The organism is Nitrospira sp. NS4 (assembly GCF_049546785.1).
GTDB lineage: Bacteria > Nitrospirota > Nitrospiria > Nitrospirales > Nitrospiraceae > Nitrospira_D.
Window position 1 is genome coordinate 39,003 of the sequence record NZ_JBMWAN010000007.1, and the last position, 14,401, is coordinate 53,403.

The following is a 14,401-nucleotide window of genomic DNA, read 5'->3' on the forward strand; positions in this document are numbered from 1 at the left end:
CGGTGGAACAGCAAACCCGTACTCACTCAGAGGCCTCCAGCCCGCCAGCGACCGCATCATACGCCCCCGTCTTGATGAATGCCATGACCGCCGTTTCATTGACTCAACCGTGAGGGCGGGGTATTCTCCTCTCACGTGCCGGGGCTCTTTCATTGAGGTGACCATGTCGTTACGCGATCGGCTGACTGAAGACCTGAAGCTGGCCATGAAGGCCAGAGACCAACTGCGGATGGACGTCATCCGCATGATCAAGGCCGCCATCCTGAATAAAGAAGTCGAACTCAAAAAAGACCTGGACGATGCGGAAATGAGCAAGATCATGACCACGCTCATCAAGCAGCGGCGGGAATCCGTCGAACAGTTTGAGAAGGCCCAGCGCACCGAGCTGGCCGCCAAAGAGCGCCAGGAAATCACGATCATCGAAGCCTACCTGCCGCAGGCCCTCTCTCCCCAGCAACTGGCGGCGATCGTCGATAGCGTGGTCGCCGAGTCGGGCGCCCGCTCGCTCAAAGACATGGGAGCCGTGATGAAAGCGGTCATGACCCGCCTGGCCGGACAGCCGGCTGACGGGAAGCAGATCAGCGATCTGGTGCGCGCCAAGCTGCAGTAGCGCCGGCGCGTCATTCTGCTGCTCGATCTGCACGGCGGAGATACCGCGCCCTCGGCTTCAGATTTCCTCCCAGGTATCCGTTAAGAGTGTGACATGGCAATCCTTATCGTCGATGACTCCCCCGACCAACACCTCCTGCTTCGCTCGCTGCTGACCAAAGCCGGACACAACGACGTGCTGACCGCCGACTCTGCTCAGGCCGCTTTCGACCAGCTCAATCTGGCCGGACCGGAACCCCCGAAGGACATCGACCTCATCCTGATGGATCTCCTGATGCCGGGCCTCGATGGCGTCTCGGCCTGCCGGCAACTGAAACAGGCTGAACATCTGCGCGACATTCCCGTCATCATGGTCACGGCCAACAACGATCTCGGCAACCTCAAGGAGGCCTTTGCCGCCGGCGCCATGGATTACCTCAATAAACCCGTGAACAGCGTCGAACTGCTCGCGCGGGTCTCCTCCGCGCTGGCGCTCAAACAGGAGATGGATTGCCGCAAAGAACGGGAGCGCGAGCTTCGCCGCAGCAATGAAGACCTCCAGCGCGCGCTGAAGGAGGTCAAAGTCCTCCGCGGGCTCATCCCGATTTGCGCGTCCTGCAAGAAAATCCGCAACGACGGCGGATTGTGGCAACAGCTGGAAGAATATTTAAGTGATCATTCTGAGGCTGAATTCAGCCACGGCCTCTGCCACCCCTGCATTAAGAAGCTTTATCCTGGTGTTTACCAGGACTAGCTGATACGATTTCTTCAGCTATTCACCGAGAGGGCGTCCGATTTATGGGCATCCTTATAGTCGACGATTCACCAGACGACCGCCTGCTGCTCCAAACGATCCTGTCCACGGCGGGATACGAGCAGATATTCGCGGCGGACTCCGCGGCCCAGGCATTCGAATTGATCGGGGTCAACAACGGCACCCAGGCCGCCCCCCGTGTCGATCTGATTCTGATGGACATTTTCATGCCGGGGATGAGCGGCATCGAAGCCTGCCGCCAGATCAAGGCCAACGACCGGTTCCGCGATACCCCCATCATCATGGTAACCGTCAAAACCGACCCGGTCGAGCTCCAGCTGGCCTTTGCCGCCGGCGCCATGGACTACGTCGCGAAACCCATCAACAAAATTGAATTGCTCACGCGGGTCCGATCCGTCCTCCGGCTTGTCCACGAGATCGACCGGCGGCGCGCCCGGGAGCAAGAACTGCTGGAAGTCATGCGGCAGTTGCAAGAAGCCAATCAAATGCTGTTGCGGCTGTCCTGCCTCGACGGACTGACGGGGATCACCAACCGTCGTCAGTTCGACGACTTTCTCGACCAGGAGTGGCGGCGGGCGACGCGCGAATCGACTCCCGTCTCGCTCATCATGTTCGACATCGACCAGTTCAAGTCCTATAACGACGCCAAAGGACATACGGCCGGAGACGAATGCCTCAAACATATCGCCACCGCGATCTCCGGCGCCGTCAACCGTCCCGGCGATCTTGTCGCCCGCTACGGCGGTGATGAATTTGTCATTGTCCTGCCGGGAACCGGTCTGGAGGGGGCGGCGCAAGTAGCGGAAGTCCTTCGCCAACGCGTCGAATCGCTGGGGATCACCCATGCCGACGGCACACAGGTGACCATCAGCGTCGGCTATGCCAGCCTGATTCCGACCCGGCATGCCTCTCCGACCGATTTAATCAAGGCGGCCGATCAGGCCCTCTATCAAGCAAAACAGGAAGGGCGCAACCGGGCCAGGCCGGCCGCTCTCCTGTCGCTCGTGCAAGATACACACGACCCATAGACATTAGACATTCCGGAGTGGAGCCCCATATACCGATATGCCACGTCATCACCGCCTCGCACGGCAAAAGCCCTCAAGGAAGCTGACTGCCGCCCCTCGCCAAACGGCTCACGACCCAGCACCACCGGTCCCGGAATCCAGCAGCCCGACCACCGGCCACGCTCTCCACCCCGTCCTCAGCCACCCCTTGACGCTCCTCAATCAATACCAGGACGCTTTGCGACAACTGGCCCAAAGCGACGCCCTCACCAGCGGAGACTGGCCCCTCGCCTGCCGGGCGGTTACCGAATCCTGCGGAACCTTGCTCAACGTGGAACGGACCAGCATCTGGCTTTTCGACAAGGACCGTCAGGCGATTAGCCTGGTGGATCTCTATGAAGCCGGCTCGCGCAGCCATCGCTCGAATATGGTCCTGAAAGCCATCGACTATCCGGCCTACTTCCAGGCACTGGCCGTCGAGGAACGGGTCATTTCAGCCTACGATGCCCGGCAGGACCCGCGAACCAAAGAGTTTACCGAAAGCTACCTGCTCCCACTCAACATCGGCGCGATGCTCGACGCCCCCATCATACAAAAAGGCCGGGTCGTCGGGATTTTGTGCGCCGAACATGCGGGCGGCCCGCGCCGATGGACGGTGTACGAAGAACATCTCGCCAGCTCCATGGCGACCATGGCCACACTGGCCCTGGAAACCGCAGAGCGGCGCAAGGTCGAGCAAGCCCTCCGTGTGGCCAAGGACGCCGCCGAGGTGGCCAGCCAGGCCAAGAGCGAATTTCTTGCGAGTATGAGCCATGAAATTCGCACCCCGATGAACGCCATCATCGGCATGGCCGATCTGCTCTGGGAAACCCAGCTGACACCGGAACAGCGCAAGTACCTGCGCATCTTCCGCCGGGCCGGCGGCAATCTGCTGAATCTGATCAACGACATTCTTGATCTGTCGAAGGTTGAATCCGGCCATCTTGAACTGGAGTCCATCGACTTCGACCTCAACGAAGTGCTCGACCGAGCCATCGAAATCCTCGCCATGCGGGCGAGTGAAAAGGGAGTAGAACTGGCCTGCCACCTCGCACCGGACGTCCCCTGCGCCCTTATCGGCGATCCCCATCGGCTGACGCAGATCCTGATCAATCTGATCGGGAATGCCCTGAAGTTTACCGACACCGGCTCCGTCATTGTCAGCATCACCAACGATCCGGATTCCCCGGTGCCCGGGACGCTCCGATTCGCCGTCCGTGACACCGGCATCGGAATCCCCGCCGACAAGCTGACGGCAATCTTTGAAAGCTTCACGCAAGCCCATAGTTCGACCGCCAGACGCTACGGGGGCACCGGCCTGGGGCTGGCCATCTCCAGGCATCTAGTCGAGCGGATGAAGGGCCGCATCTGGGGAGAGAGCACCGTGGGTGTCGGCAGCACGTTTTATTGCACCATAGCGTTCCAGGTTCAGGCGCATTCCCCGGCAGAGAACCCCGCACCCGCGATCAACCTGTCCAACGTACGCACCCTGGTCGTGGATGACCATCCCACCAACCGGCTGATCCTTCATGAAACACTCGCGGCCTGGGGCTCCTGCGTCACCGAGGCAGAAAGCGGACCGGCCGGCCTGGCGGAGCTGCGCCGAGCCGCGGAAGCCGGCACACCATACGAGCTGCTGCTGTTGGACTGCCGGATGCCGGGCATGAATGGATTTGCCGTGGCAGAAGCCGTGAACGGTTCCCCGATGCGAAAGGGGCTCACGATCATCATGCTGACGTCGGACCACTGGGCGGACGACATCGCGCGCACCTACGACCTGGGGCTGGGAGGATATCTGGTCAAGCCGCTTCGTCGATCGGACCTCTTTCAAACCATCGGCATTGCGCTGGGACGCACGAAAGGAACGCCCCCGCCGCAATCCGACATCGCCGAAGCGCGGCGGGCCACTGTCGCCGGTTCGCTCCGCGTCCTGCTCGTTGAGGACTCACCCGACAATCAATTGCTGATTCGTTCCTATCTCAAACACAGCCCCCATCGGCTGGAGATCGCCGATAACGGGGCGATCGGCGTAGAGAAGTTCAAGCAGGGCCACTACGACGTGCTCCTCATGGACATGCAGATGCCGGTCATGGACGGCCTGACCGCGACCAAAGCCATTCGCCGATGGGAACGGGACCAGGACCTCCCCCCCACGCCGATCATCGCCCTGACAGCCCTTGCCCTCAAAGAAGAAGCCGCCAAGATCTTCGAGGCCGGGTGCAATACGCACATCACGAAACCCGTCAAAAAGACTACCCTCATCGAGATCATCCAAGCGTGCAAAGGGCATCAAACATGACACCCCCCGAACCGACGCCGATAGCGAACGAACCGATCACCGTCCACATCGATAGCGACCTTGAACACCTCGTCCCCACCTTCCTGGCGAATCGCCAGAAAGACCTGCGCACCATCCGCACCGCATTAGCTGAAAAAGACTTTGAAACGATCGGCATGCTCGGCCATCGGATGAAGGGCGACGGCGGCGGATACGGGTTCCATGCCATCAGCGAAATCGGAGGAAGCATGGAACTGGCAGCCGGCCGGCATGACCAGCCGGCCATTGAGCGATCGACCTCACAACTGGAAGACTTTTTAGCCCGCGTCGCCGTCGTGTTCCGGTAGCACCCCGAGCCGGATCATTGACCGGCGGCCTGTCGTTCTTCTCGAGACAGCTCGTCCGACCGCACACCGTTACAAGCGATCCACCAGTGCCTGAACCGTGAGCGGCGCGTTCCCCTCGGAACGGTTATTGACCAATAAATACGCTTGCCGCTTCTCAACGACGGCCTTCTTGACCAGCTCGACCGTATCGCGCCGCATATCCGGCAACTCCTCGACGATCTTCGTGTACGGTGCCGCCCGTTTCTTGGCGGCTTCGTAGGGCATCTGTAACGGCGTCAGCAGGCGCAGCACCGTAAACGGGGCCGTAAAACTCCCCATTCTCCTGTGCTGCTCCGCGAGCTGGGGCATGTAGGACCAGTGATTGTAGACATGGGCCACGCCATGGGCCTCCAGAACCTGGTGATAGTCAGGCCCGAGAAGTCCCGCGTTGCGAATCTCGACGGCATAGCGAAAGTCCTTCGGAACCTGCCGAAAGAATTCATCCAGCCTCGCGCAGAACTCATGAGCAGACAAACCATGCCGCTGGAATTCGAACAGGAACGGTCCCGTGTGCGGCTCAAACCGCGCCTCACGGTAGGGAATCAGCACCAGGTCCTTGAAGAGCGTCGGATCAAGGAAGCGTGGATTCGGTTGACCGGCCTTGGCTCCGTAACGGGCCTGTGTGGCATACCGGGGAATTGTGATCTCCTCCCAGACCTTGAAACACATCTCAAAGTCTTCGGGAATCTGATCGAGGTAGCGTCGCAGCTGATTGGCCGTGGGAGGCCGATAGAACGTGGCATCATTGCACACGGTTCTGAACAAGGGTTCGTCCTTGTATTGGTACTGGCAGTACTCTCCGAGACACTCCCGGGCAAACGTGGTCTTGGCGTAGGGGCGTGTATAGACCTGGCCCTGCCAGCCTTCGTATGTCCAGGTCGACGTGCCAAAGCGAATGAGGGGGGAGAGAGACATGGGGCAAGAGTGTACGGAGCGCCGATCACTGCATCAAGTGCGATGCGTAAGAAGATGATCGCAACGGAGAGACAAGTGCTTGCTAACCAAAACTATAGCCAGGATCATGAAAACCGTCCCCTGAGCAACTCCTCTAGAAAGCTGTTGAAAAGGAGACTACCAAAAGCGCTTCTTCGCGAAGGCGTGCCCCGATCCTGACTTGAGATACCGCTCGAATTCAATCGCGCGCTGATCATCGTGAAAACAGAGATACATCACAACCTTCCAAGGCCGATACTTGGAAGTATGAGGCGACCCGCCCGCATTCTGGACTTGAAGCCGTGCGTCGAGATCCTCGGTCATGCCGACATACCGTTGATTGAGGGCTGAGAGGCTTTGAAGAAGGTATACGTACTTCATGAGAAGGTCCCCCTTCGCGGATGCGCAGAACTGCGCTTCGGGGGACAACCTTCGCTACGGGCTTGGCTGGCAGGCCAACCAAGCCCCTTCTGTTAGCGTCGGCATTGCCGAGCAATGCCTTTATCTAAAGATTGGCTTGCCAACCGAATCTTTAGCTGAACGGGGAATTTAATGTGGAGGTCAGAAGTGGGGCTCACCCGGCAACCTAAACGAGGTAAGGCTTCGCCTGGGTAGACGCCGGAACGGGCATGATATTTGGGATCGGATCACTGCAAGGATTTACCCGTCCGCGATAATTCGATAAGTCGATAATTAGCGGACGGTACGCACGAAGTGTGGTTTGGTGGAGGGCACGGGAGTTGAACCCGCGACCCCTACGTTGCGAACGTAGTGCTCTCCCAACTGAGCTAGCCCCCCACCCTGGGAACGGGATACGCGAGCCGGACACTCCGCAGGGTTCGCTGCGCATCAGCGCGCAGACTGTCAGCTGCGGAAAGAGAACGGGGAGGAAGTATGGCTCGCGTCCCCACGTGAGCGCATTATACACAACCGCTGCGTGAGTCTCTAGCGGAACTTCTCTCTTTGAGAGCGCTACGACGGACTAATAACCGCCTCACCAACCGGCTTTCCCTGGTCGATGAACACCCGCCGTCCATCAACCCGCAACCGCCCCTCGGCAAACAATTGCACGGCGCGGGGATAGATCTTGTGCTCCTGCTCAAGAATCCTTGCCGCCAGCGTCTCCGGCGTATCCTGATCCAGAATCGGCACGGCGGCCTGCACGATGATCGGTCCTTCGTCCACGCCCTCCGTGACAAAATGCACCGTGCATCCCGCCAGCTTGCAACCCCATTCGATCGCCTTCTTCTGGACGTCCAAACCGGGGAACGACGGCAGCAGAGACGGATGAATATTCATCATCCGATTGGCATAGGCGTTGACCAGGACCGCTGTCACGATTTTCATATAGCCGGCGAGGAGCACCAGCTCGACATTATGTTCCTGCAGCAGGGCTAACAGCGCCCGATCGTACGCTTCCCGGCTGTCGGGCTGTCCCGCAAACGGCTTGGGATCGACGAAAATATCTTTAATGGCGTGTTTTCGCGCCCGTTCCAGCGCCACGGCATCTTTCTTATTGCTGATGACGGCGACGATCGTCGCCTGCACCTGCCCGGCTTCGATCGCATCGATAATGGCCTGGAGGTTGGACCCGCGCCCCGAGGCCAGCACGGCAACCCGGAGAGGAGTGGTGGGACTACCCGACATACTCCACCTGCGGCTCATGTTCCTGGGATGCCACGATCTCGCCGATGAGGTATCCGCGATCACCCAGCGCCTGCGCCCTGGCCATCACCGCATCGGCTGAGGCAGCGGGCACGACGAGGATCAGGCCGATCCCCATGTTGAACACACGGTACATTTCCTCCCGATCAACCGAACCGAGGCGGCCGATCAGCGAGCAGATCGGCGGCACGGTCCAGCGGTCACGGTGAATGCGCGCCCGCACACCGGCAGGAAACACTCGCGGGAGATTCTCGGTAATGCCGCCGCCGGTAATATGCGCGATGCCCTTGATGGGCTGTTCCTGAATGAGCGTCAAAATCTGCTTGGCATAAATCCTGGTCGGCGCCAGCAGCGCCTCGCCGACGGTCGTCGTGAGCTCCGGGACCCGGCTGGTCACCGTCAGCTTCGCCTGATCGAACAAGACCCGCCGGGCCAGCGAATAGCCGTTGCTATGCAAGCCGGAGGAGGCCAGCCCGATAATCGCATCGCCGGGCTGGATAGTCCGGCCATCGATGATCTTGGGCCGATCCACCACGCCCACGGCAAATCCTGCCAGATCGTATTCCCCATCGGCATACATAGAGGGCATCTCCGCCGTTTCGCCCCCGATGAGGGCACAGCCCGCCTGGCGACAGCCTTCGGCAATCCCCTTCAGGACATCCTGCGCCTTGGGCACGGACAACTTGCCGGTCGCGAAGTAGTCGAGGAAAAACAAGGGCTCGGCGCCGCTGACGGCAATATCGTTCACGCACATCGCCACCAGGTCGATCCCGACGGTATCGTGGCGGTCCATCATGAAGGCCACTTTGAGCTTGGTGCCCACCCCATCGGTCCCGGAGACCAGCACCGGGTCCTCGTACTTCTTCGCCTGCAGACGGAACAGCCCGCCGAATCCCCCCAGGTCCGTCAGGACCTCCGGGCGAAACGTGGAGCGCACGAGAGGGGTGATGCGATCGACGAATTCGTCTCCCGCATCTATGTCGACACCGGCATCGCGATAGGTAGTCATAAGAAGAGCCTGGAGGAGCACACCTTCGCAGCGAGGTTAAGAAACCGGGGCCGGATGCTGGGCCGCAGGCCCGACACAACCGGAGGCGTATTCGCTGCAATACGTCGAGGATTGTTTTGGGCCGAGAACGACGCGGACGACCGCGGATGGCTCACCGCAGCCGAATGGTGGCTCTCCGGCAGACCCGGAAGGCGCATCTTAACGGAGCAGCCTCTGGGGGTCAACGCACCAATTATGCGGCATGCCTCCCGCTGCACAGGCGCCGGACCGCGACAATCTCTCGACGATTCGACTATACTGCGGCCGTCTGCTTCTTTCCCTGCCCCGCCAAAGGAGATGTGCCGTGCGCCAGCTGAGTCCATGGCTTGCATTGTTCTTGATCGCTTTATCAGGCTGCGCCGAACTGGATCAGTCCCTCCGGCTCTTGGGCCTTCCTCAATCAGCCGCCCTCACACAAGACAAGGCTGCCGCGGGTCTCAAGGAAGCGCTCCGGGTCGGAACGGGCAATGCGACGACGCTTACCGGCAAACCCGACGGGTATTTCCGGAATGCCGCGATCAAGATTCTGATGCCGGACCAGCTGCAGGCCTTCGAAAAAGGCCTGAGAGTCTTTGGGTTTGGCCCCCAAGTCGATGAGTTTGTGCTGAGTATGAATCGCGCGGCGGAACGCGCGGCACCGCAGGCAAAAGATATTTTTCTCGGCGCGATCGCAACGATGACGTTTGCCGACGCCCAACAGATTCTGTCAGGGGGAGAGACCGCCGCGACCGACTACTTCAGAAGCAAGACAACCGCTCAGCTGACCGCGGCGTTCCACCCGCAGGTCGCACGCGCGATGAATGAGGTCGGCGTTACCCGTCAATACAAAGACTTGGTCCGCCAATTTAAGGCCATTCCATTTGCCAAGACCGAGCTGATCGACATCGACCAGTATGTGGTGGGGAAGAGCCTGGAGGGACTCTTCCTGATGCTGGGCCGCGAAGAACAGGCAATCCGGCAGGACCCCGCCGCCCGGGTCACACCCCTCCTGAAAGAAGTCTTCGGCCGCCGGACCCCTTAAGACCGTCATCAGGCCTTCTGCGAAATTTCTTGTCTCCTCCTGGTAAGTCCTTATACTCGCACTGTAGCCAGACGCAACCCTTCGCGCGAGGAATACTCCGGTGGCCATTCTCATCGTCGACGACTCCCCTGATGAACGCCTGCTGCTCCATCGCATGTTGAAGAGCGCGGGATATCGAGACCTGCACTCCGCCGCGTCGGCCCGCGATGCGTTTACCTATCTAGATCTCGATCATGCCGGCGCCGGCGCCTCAAAGGTGGACTTGATCCTGATGGATATCAAGATGCCGGAGGTGGACGGGGTCGAAGCCTGCCGTCGGATCAAGGCCGTTGAAGCGTTTGAGCAGATCCCGGTGATTGTGGTGACGGCCCGCAATCAGAACGAGTATCTGCAAGCGGCCTTCGACGCCGGCGCGAGCGACTTCATCAGAAAACCGGTCGATCAGATGGAGTTGCTCGCACGGTTAAAGTCGGCCTTGCGACTGAAGCAGGAAACGGAGGCGCGCAAAAATTGGGAGCAGGAACTGACGAAAACCATCACCGAACTCGACCGGGCGTTGCACGATATGGAAACGCTGCAGCACCTGATCCCCGTCTGTCCGGCCTGCAGGAAAGCGCTGACGGATCAGGTCTCTGAAACCGCCCTCGATACCTACGTTGCATCCCATCCGGACTCGAAATTTCACGACCTGCTCTGCGCGCACTGCTCGAAGGGGTGACCGGCCGGTCTTCTCTTAGGCCTCCGGCCGCATTTCCACCTCCAGCAGCTTGATCTTCCGATGGAGATGGCTCCGCTCGATCTGCAGATCTTCGGCCGTCCGCGAAATGTTCCAATGGTGCTCGCGAAGCTTGCGCCCGATATACTCCTTCTCAAAGGCGTTGCGCGCATCCCGCAAGGAATCGTACGACTTGCTCAGGAGGGGGCTGGCGGCCTGGCCTCCGGCCGGCGCGATCTGGCTTCCGGCACGCCCCTGCAGGGACATCGCAGCCTGCGGCCCTTCGATCACCGGCCCCGGCACCATGATCATCAACCGCTCGATGAGATTCCGCAACTCGCGGATATTCCCCGGCCACTCATATTGCTGAAAGACCGTCATGGCCTCGGGCGTGACTTCCTTCATACGCAATCCCTGCTCCTCGGCATGGATCTTCATAAAATGGCGCACCAACGCGGGAATGTCCTCGCGCCGTTCACGCAACGGCGGCACAATGATCGGCACCACGTTGAGCCGGTAGTAGAGGTCCTCCCGGAACTGCCCTTTGGCAATTTCCTTTTCAAGGTCCTTGTTCGAAGCAGCCAGGACCCGCACGTCCACTTTCATCAGCTTGGCGCCCCCGACCCGGGTAAACTGCTGTTCCTGCAAGGCACGCAGCACCTTGGCCTGCGTACTCAGGCTCATATCCCCGATCTCATCCAGAAAAAGCGTCCCCCCGTCCGCTTGCTCGAACTGGCCCCGTTTCATCGAGGTCGCGCCGGTAAAGGACCCCTTTTCGTGCCCGAACAGCTCGCTCTCAATCAACGTCTCCGGAATGGCCGCGCAATTGACCGCGATGAACGGATGCTCCGCCCGAGGACTATGCGCATGAATCGCCCGTGCCACGAGTTCTTTACCCGTTCCGTTTTCTCCCCCGATCAGCACGCGGCTATTGGTCGGACCGGCGGTCTCAATCAATTGCCGCAGTTGCTGCATGACGGGCGACTGCCCCACCAGTTCGAACTTCCGCTGCACTTTCGTCTTGAGGGTACGGTTCTCTTCTTCCAGCCGGTATTGATCCAGCGCGTGCTTCACCCGCAGCGTGACATTCTCCAGCGACAGCGGTTTTTCGATGTAGTCGTAGGCCCCGAGTTTAATGGCCTTGACCGCCGTCTCAATGGAGCCATGCCCCGACATCATCATGACCTGGGCGTTGGGCACGAACTCCTTGACCCGCCTCAGCGTCTCCAGGCCATCCAGCTCCGGCATCCAGATATCCAGGATCATGAGATCCGGAGGATCCGTCGTGTAAATTTTAAGCGCCTCCGTCCCGCTGGCGGCGACGGCGACATCGTACCCTTCGTCCTCAAGAATGCTGCGCAGCGACGTACGAATCGGCTCCTCGTCATCCACAATCAAAATCGATGCTGCCATGCGTCCCCCGTGATGTGTGATCGATGATGTGTGATCGGTGAAGCGGAAAACAACATCCCGCTCATCACCCGTCACTCATCACGCATCACTTTTCCCACTACACCGGCAAATCAAAGGTGAACACGGCGCCTTTCGGCTGGTTGTTCCCCGCATGAATCTGCCCGTCATGGTCCGTAATGATCCGCCGCACAATGGCCAACCCCAGCCCTGTCCCGGTCTTCTTCCGCGTAAAATAGGGCACAAACAGCTTTTCCTGATCTTCCGGCGCGATGCCGACGCCTTCATCGGCAACCGTCACGACCGCCCGCTTGCGCTTGGTATCATATCTGGTGCTCGCCCACAGCCGCCCCGTCTGGTTCATGGCTTGAATGGCGTTATCGAAGAGATTGACCAGCACCCGCTTCAACTGCTCGCGATCGAAGTTCAAGGGCGGCAGGTCTTCATCCAAGTCGACGATGAACTCGATATCCTTCTGGGCCGATCGATACAGCGTGAGCACCTCCTGCATGACCTCGTTCAACGACTGCCTCGCCATCTGGGGGGCCGGCAGGCGCGCGAACTTCGAGAACTCATCGACCATGTGTTTGAGGCTGCCCACTTCGGTCACAATGACATTCGTGGCCTCATCGAAAATCCGCTCGAAGTCCGGCGACTTCTCGAAGAACTTCTTGCGGAGCCGCTGCGCGGAGAGCTGAATCGGTGTCAGCGGATTCTTGATCTCATGCGCCACCCGCCGCGCCACTTCCTGCCAGGCCGCGACTTTCTGGGCTTTGATCAATTCCGTCAGGTCGTCGAAAATCAACACGAACCCCAGATCTTTGTTCGCGTCATCCCGCATGCGCGAGCCGTTGAGCCGGATCGTCACCGGCTTGCCCTGCACGTCCATCTGCCCTTCCAGCGACCAATCGTCCCGGTCATCGGACTGCATCCGGTCAACGACCGTTTGAAATACATCCAGCCCGAATTCCTTGAACACCTCGTGCGCTGAACGGTTGCGCACCCGGTCCGCGGCGAGGCCCAGGATCTGTTCCCCCGACGGGTTGAAGGTCGTAATGATGCCGTTCCGGTCGATCGACAAGAGCCCGGCCGCAATCGTATCCACCACCGTTTCAATATAGGCACGCCGACGGTCGAGTTCGATATTCGTCGCCCGGAGAGACCGGTTCGCCTCCTCAAGTTTGAACTTGCTGCCTTGCAGGTCCTCCGTCATGCGGTTGAACGACTCGATCAGCGTGCCGATTTCATCCGTCGCCTTGGCCTCGATCTTCACCGAGAGATCGCCCTGCGCGACCGCCTCGGTCGCTTCCGCCAGACGCTGAATGGGCACCGTAATGCTCCGTGCCACGTAGAATCCGAACCAGGTGGCGCTGAACAAAATCATCACCGTCACGACGGCGACGAAGAGGTAGGCACCGGCCTTAATCGGATTTTTCATCGCCTTGAGCTGCTTATATTCTTCGTACTGGCGGCCGATGCCTTCCATCTTGGTCAGCAACGATTCCGGCACATAGGCTTCCACCACCACCACGCCGGCAAGTACGCCACGGTTGCTTCCCGACGCCACCGGCATACCGGCCCGCACCAACCGACCGGTCTGCGCCTCCTGGACCGAGGTAAATTCCTGCTTCCCGTTGATGACCTGCAAGACGAGCTGGCTGATGGGCAGGTCCAGCACCCCCGCCGGGACGTCCGTATCCAGGGCTTTGGTCAAGGTCTCCATCTTGGCCGAAAAGACCTCAATGCCGGCCACTCCGTATTCCATTCGTTTCCGCGCCATCGCCGCCACCAGGAGGTCCCGCTGCTCGGGCGTCAGCATATCTTCACGAAACAGCTCCTGGCCGATGGCTCGCGCGCTGTTGACCGCCAGAGAGATGTGCCCGGCGTGCTGCATCCTGGCCACCTCATAGGAGTCCTTCATGACGCGCTCGATCTGTTCGTTGAACCAGACATCGACCGCTTTATTCACCAGGCCGCTCGCCACAATCGCCAGCAGGATGGTCGGAATCAGAGAAAATCCGATAAACGCGGCGATCAGCTTGGTCCGGAATCCCGCTCCCACCAGGCGATGCCGCCGCTCAAAGTACGCTTTGATCAGATTGCGCGACAGCAGCAGCGTCAGCACGACAAAGCCGATCAGGTCGAGGTTCAACAGCAGGAGCACGAACGCGTAGCTCTTCGTCGGCAGGTAAGAGTCGGCCTCCTGGCCGCCCGGCACGACGATCTGGGAATAGTAGAACGTCAGGGCCAGAGAGGGGATCAGAAGGATGAGCACGATCCAGACCGGACGCAGATGACGCATTTTCCGCTCCGGCTCAGAGGGTCCCGCAGACGCCGGCGTCACGTCGCGATCAGGCGCGCTCGACTGAAGGCCTGCCGGACGCAGCGTGGCCCCCGCCGGAAGCGGAACAGGAGAATCTGAATGCGGAGGAAGGTCTAAGTCCGGCATGGCCCTCGCCTCGCCCCGCTGCGACATTGCAGGGGCGCTGGGACCACTATAGCGGAAATACCGGGGAGTCTCAAAACGCCGGTGTGG

General features: G+C 60.1%; 13 protein-coding genes and 1 tRNA gene. 7 read left to right on the forward strand and 7 right to left on the reverse strand.

The features are described from left to right. Positions 1–163: 163 nt before the first annotated feature. From ACO9S2_RS16775 to ACO9S2_RS16795, 5 genes are all read left to right on the forward strand, one after another. A complete protein-coding gene (locus tag ACO9S2_RS16775; RefSeq protein ID WP_423723555.1) occupies positions 164–610 on the forward strand; it encodes a GatB/YqeY domain-containing protein in 447 nt (148 codons plus the stop codon). Positions 611–703: 93 nt separating this feature from the next. Then, positions 704–1,342: a response regulator gene (locus ACO9S2_RS16780; protein ID WP_423723556.1), complete on the forward strand. Its 639-nt coding sequence runs from the start codon at positions 704–706 to the stop codon at positions 1,340–1,342. A gap of 44 nt (positions 1,343–1,386) precedes the next feature. Next, complete coding sequence (locus ACO9S2_RS16785; protein WP_423723557.1) at positions 1,387–2,391, forward strand: diguanylate cyclase domain-containing protein; 1,005 nt, start codon at positions 1,387–1,389, stop codon at positions 2,389–2,391. 37 nt (positions 2,392–2,428) lie between these two features. Further along, entirely contained in the window at positions 2,429–4,708 is a 2,280-nt protein-coding gene (locus tag ACO9S2_RS16790; protein ID WP_423723558.1) for a response regulator, read from the forward strand. Then, positions 4,705–5,034, forward strand: coding sequence for an Hpt domain-containing protein (locus ACO9S2_RS16795; protein ID WP_423723559.1), 330 nt, complete (start codon positions 4,705–4,707; stop codon positions 5,032–5,034). Before ACO9S2_RS16790 ends, ACO9S2_RS16795 begins: the two co-directional genes overlap by 4 nt. 69 nt (positions 5,035–5,103) lie before the next feature. Here ACO9S2_RS16795 and ACO9S2_RS16800 read toward each other — a convergent pair whose 3' ends face one another. The 5 genes from ACO9S2_RS16800 to purM all read right to left on the reverse strand — a co-directional run bounded on the left by ACO9S2_RS16800 (position 5,104) and on the right by purM (position 8,680). Continuing rightward, on the reverse strand, positions 5,104–5,988 hold the full coding sequence (locus ACO9S2_RS16800) for a DUF72 domain-containing protein (protein WP_423723560.1): 885 nt from the start codon (positions 5,986–5,988) through the stop codon (positions 5,104–5,106). Between the two features lie 156 nt (positions 5,989–6,144). Continuing rightward, positions 6,145–6,387: a GIY-YIG nuclease family protein gene (locus tag ACO9S2_RS16805; RefSeq protein WP_423723561.1), complete on the reverse strand. Its 243-nt coding sequence runs from the start codon at positions 6,385–6,387 to the stop codon at positions 6,145–6,147. A gap of 341 nt (positions 6,388–6,728) precedes the next feature. Beyond that, positions 6,729–6,804 (reverse strand) — tRNA-Ala (locus ACO9S2_RS16810). 174 nt (positions 6,805–6,978) lie between these two features. Then, on the reverse strand, positions 6,979–7,653 hold the full coding sequence (gene purN / locus ACO9S2_RS16815; protein ID WP_423723562.1) for a phosphoribosylglycinamide formyltransferase: 675 nt from the start codon (positions 7,651–7,653) through the stop codon (positions 6,979–6,981). Continuing rightward, complete coding sequence (purM, locus tag ACO9S2_RS16820; protein WP_423723563.1) at positions 7,643–8,680, reverse strand: phosphoribosylformylglycinamidine cyclo-ligase; 1,038 nt, start codon at positions 8,678–8,680, stop codon at positions 7,643–7,645. Before purM ends, purN begins: the two co-directional genes overlap by 11 nt. Positions 8,681–9,023: 343 nt before the next feature. On the opposite strand from purM, the gene ACO9S2_RS16825 reads away from it, so the two are divergent. Next, positions 9,024–9,740, forward strand: coding sequence for a DUF4197 domain-containing protein (locus ACO9S2_RS16825; protein WP_423723564.1), 717 nt, complete (start codon positions 9,024–9,026; stop codon positions 9,738–9,740). 100 nt (positions 9,741–9,840) lie between these two features. Continuing rightward, positions 9,841–10,458 carry a response regulator gene (locus tag ACO9S2_RS16830; protein WP_423723565.1) on the forward strand — a complete coding sequence of 206 codons (618 nt, stop codon included), beginning with the start codon at positions 9,841–9,843 and terminating at the stop codon, positions 10,456–10,458. 15 nt (positions 10,459–10,473) lie between these two features. On the opposite strand, the gene ACO9S2_RS16835 is transcribed toward ACO9S2_RS16830, so the two are convergent. Both ACO9S2_RS16835 and ACO9S2_RS16840 read right to left on the reverse strand, forming a co-directional pair. Continuing rightward, positions 10,474–11,868 carry a sigma-54-dependent transcriptional regulator gene (locus ACO9S2_RS16835; protein ID WP_423723567.1) on the reverse strand — a complete coding sequence of 465 codons (1,395 nt, stop codon included), beginning with the start codon at positions 11,866–11,868 and terminating at the stop codon, positions 10,474–10,476. A 97-nt stretch (positions 11,869–11,965) separates the two neighbouring features. Beyond that, a complete protein-coding gene (locus ACO9S2_RS16840; protein WP_423723568.1) occupies positions 11,966–14,314 on the reverse strand; it encodes an ATP-binding protein in 2,349 nt (782 codons plus the stop codon). Between the last annotated feature and the right edge of the window lie 87 nt (positions 14,315–14,401).

Coding starts and splice junctions, on each gene's coding strand:
- ACO9S2_RS16775 (WP_423723555.1), top strand. CDS start 164: ATGTCGTTACGCGATCGGCTGACTGAAGACCTGAAGCTGGCCATGAAG.
- ACO9S2_RS16780 (WP_423723556.1), top strand. CDS start 704: ATGGCAATCCTTATCGTCGATGACTCCCCCGACCAACACCTCCTGCTT.
- ACO9S2_RS16785 (WP_423723557.1), top strand. CDS start 1,387: ATGGGCATCCTTATAGTCGACGATTCACCAGACGACCGCCTGCTGCTC.
- ACO9S2_RS16790 (WP_423723558.1), top strand. CDS start 2,429: ATGCCACGTCATCACCGCCTCGCACGGCAAAAGCCCTCAAGGAAGCTG.
- ACO9S2_RS16795 (WP_423723559.1), top strand. CDS start 4,705: ATGACACCCCCCGAACCGACGCCGATAGCGAACGAACCGATCACCGTC.
- ACO9S2_RS16800 (WP_423723560.1), bottom strand. CDS start 5,988: ATGTCTCTCTCCCCCCTCATTCGCTTTGGCACGTCGACCTGGACATAC.
- ACO9S2_RS16805 (WP_423723561.1), bottom strand. CDS start 6,387: ATGAAGTACGTATACCTTCTTCAAAGCCTCTCAGCCCTCAATCAACGG.
- purN (WP_423723562.1), bottom strand. CDS start 7,653: ATGTCGGGTAGTCCCACCACTCCTCTCCGGGTTGCCGTGCTGGCCTCG.
- purM (WP_423723563.1), bottom strand. CDS start 8,680: ATGACTACCTATCGCGATGCCGGTGTCGACATAGATGCGGGAGACGAA.
- ACO9S2_RS16835 (WP_423723567.1), bottom strand. CDS start 11,868: ATGGCAGCATCGATTTTGATTGTGGATGACGAGGAGCCGATTCGTACG.
- ACO9S2_RS16840 (WP_423723568.1), bottom strand. CDS start 14,314: ATGCCGGACTTAGACCTTCCTCCGCATTCAGATTCTCCTGTTCCGCTT.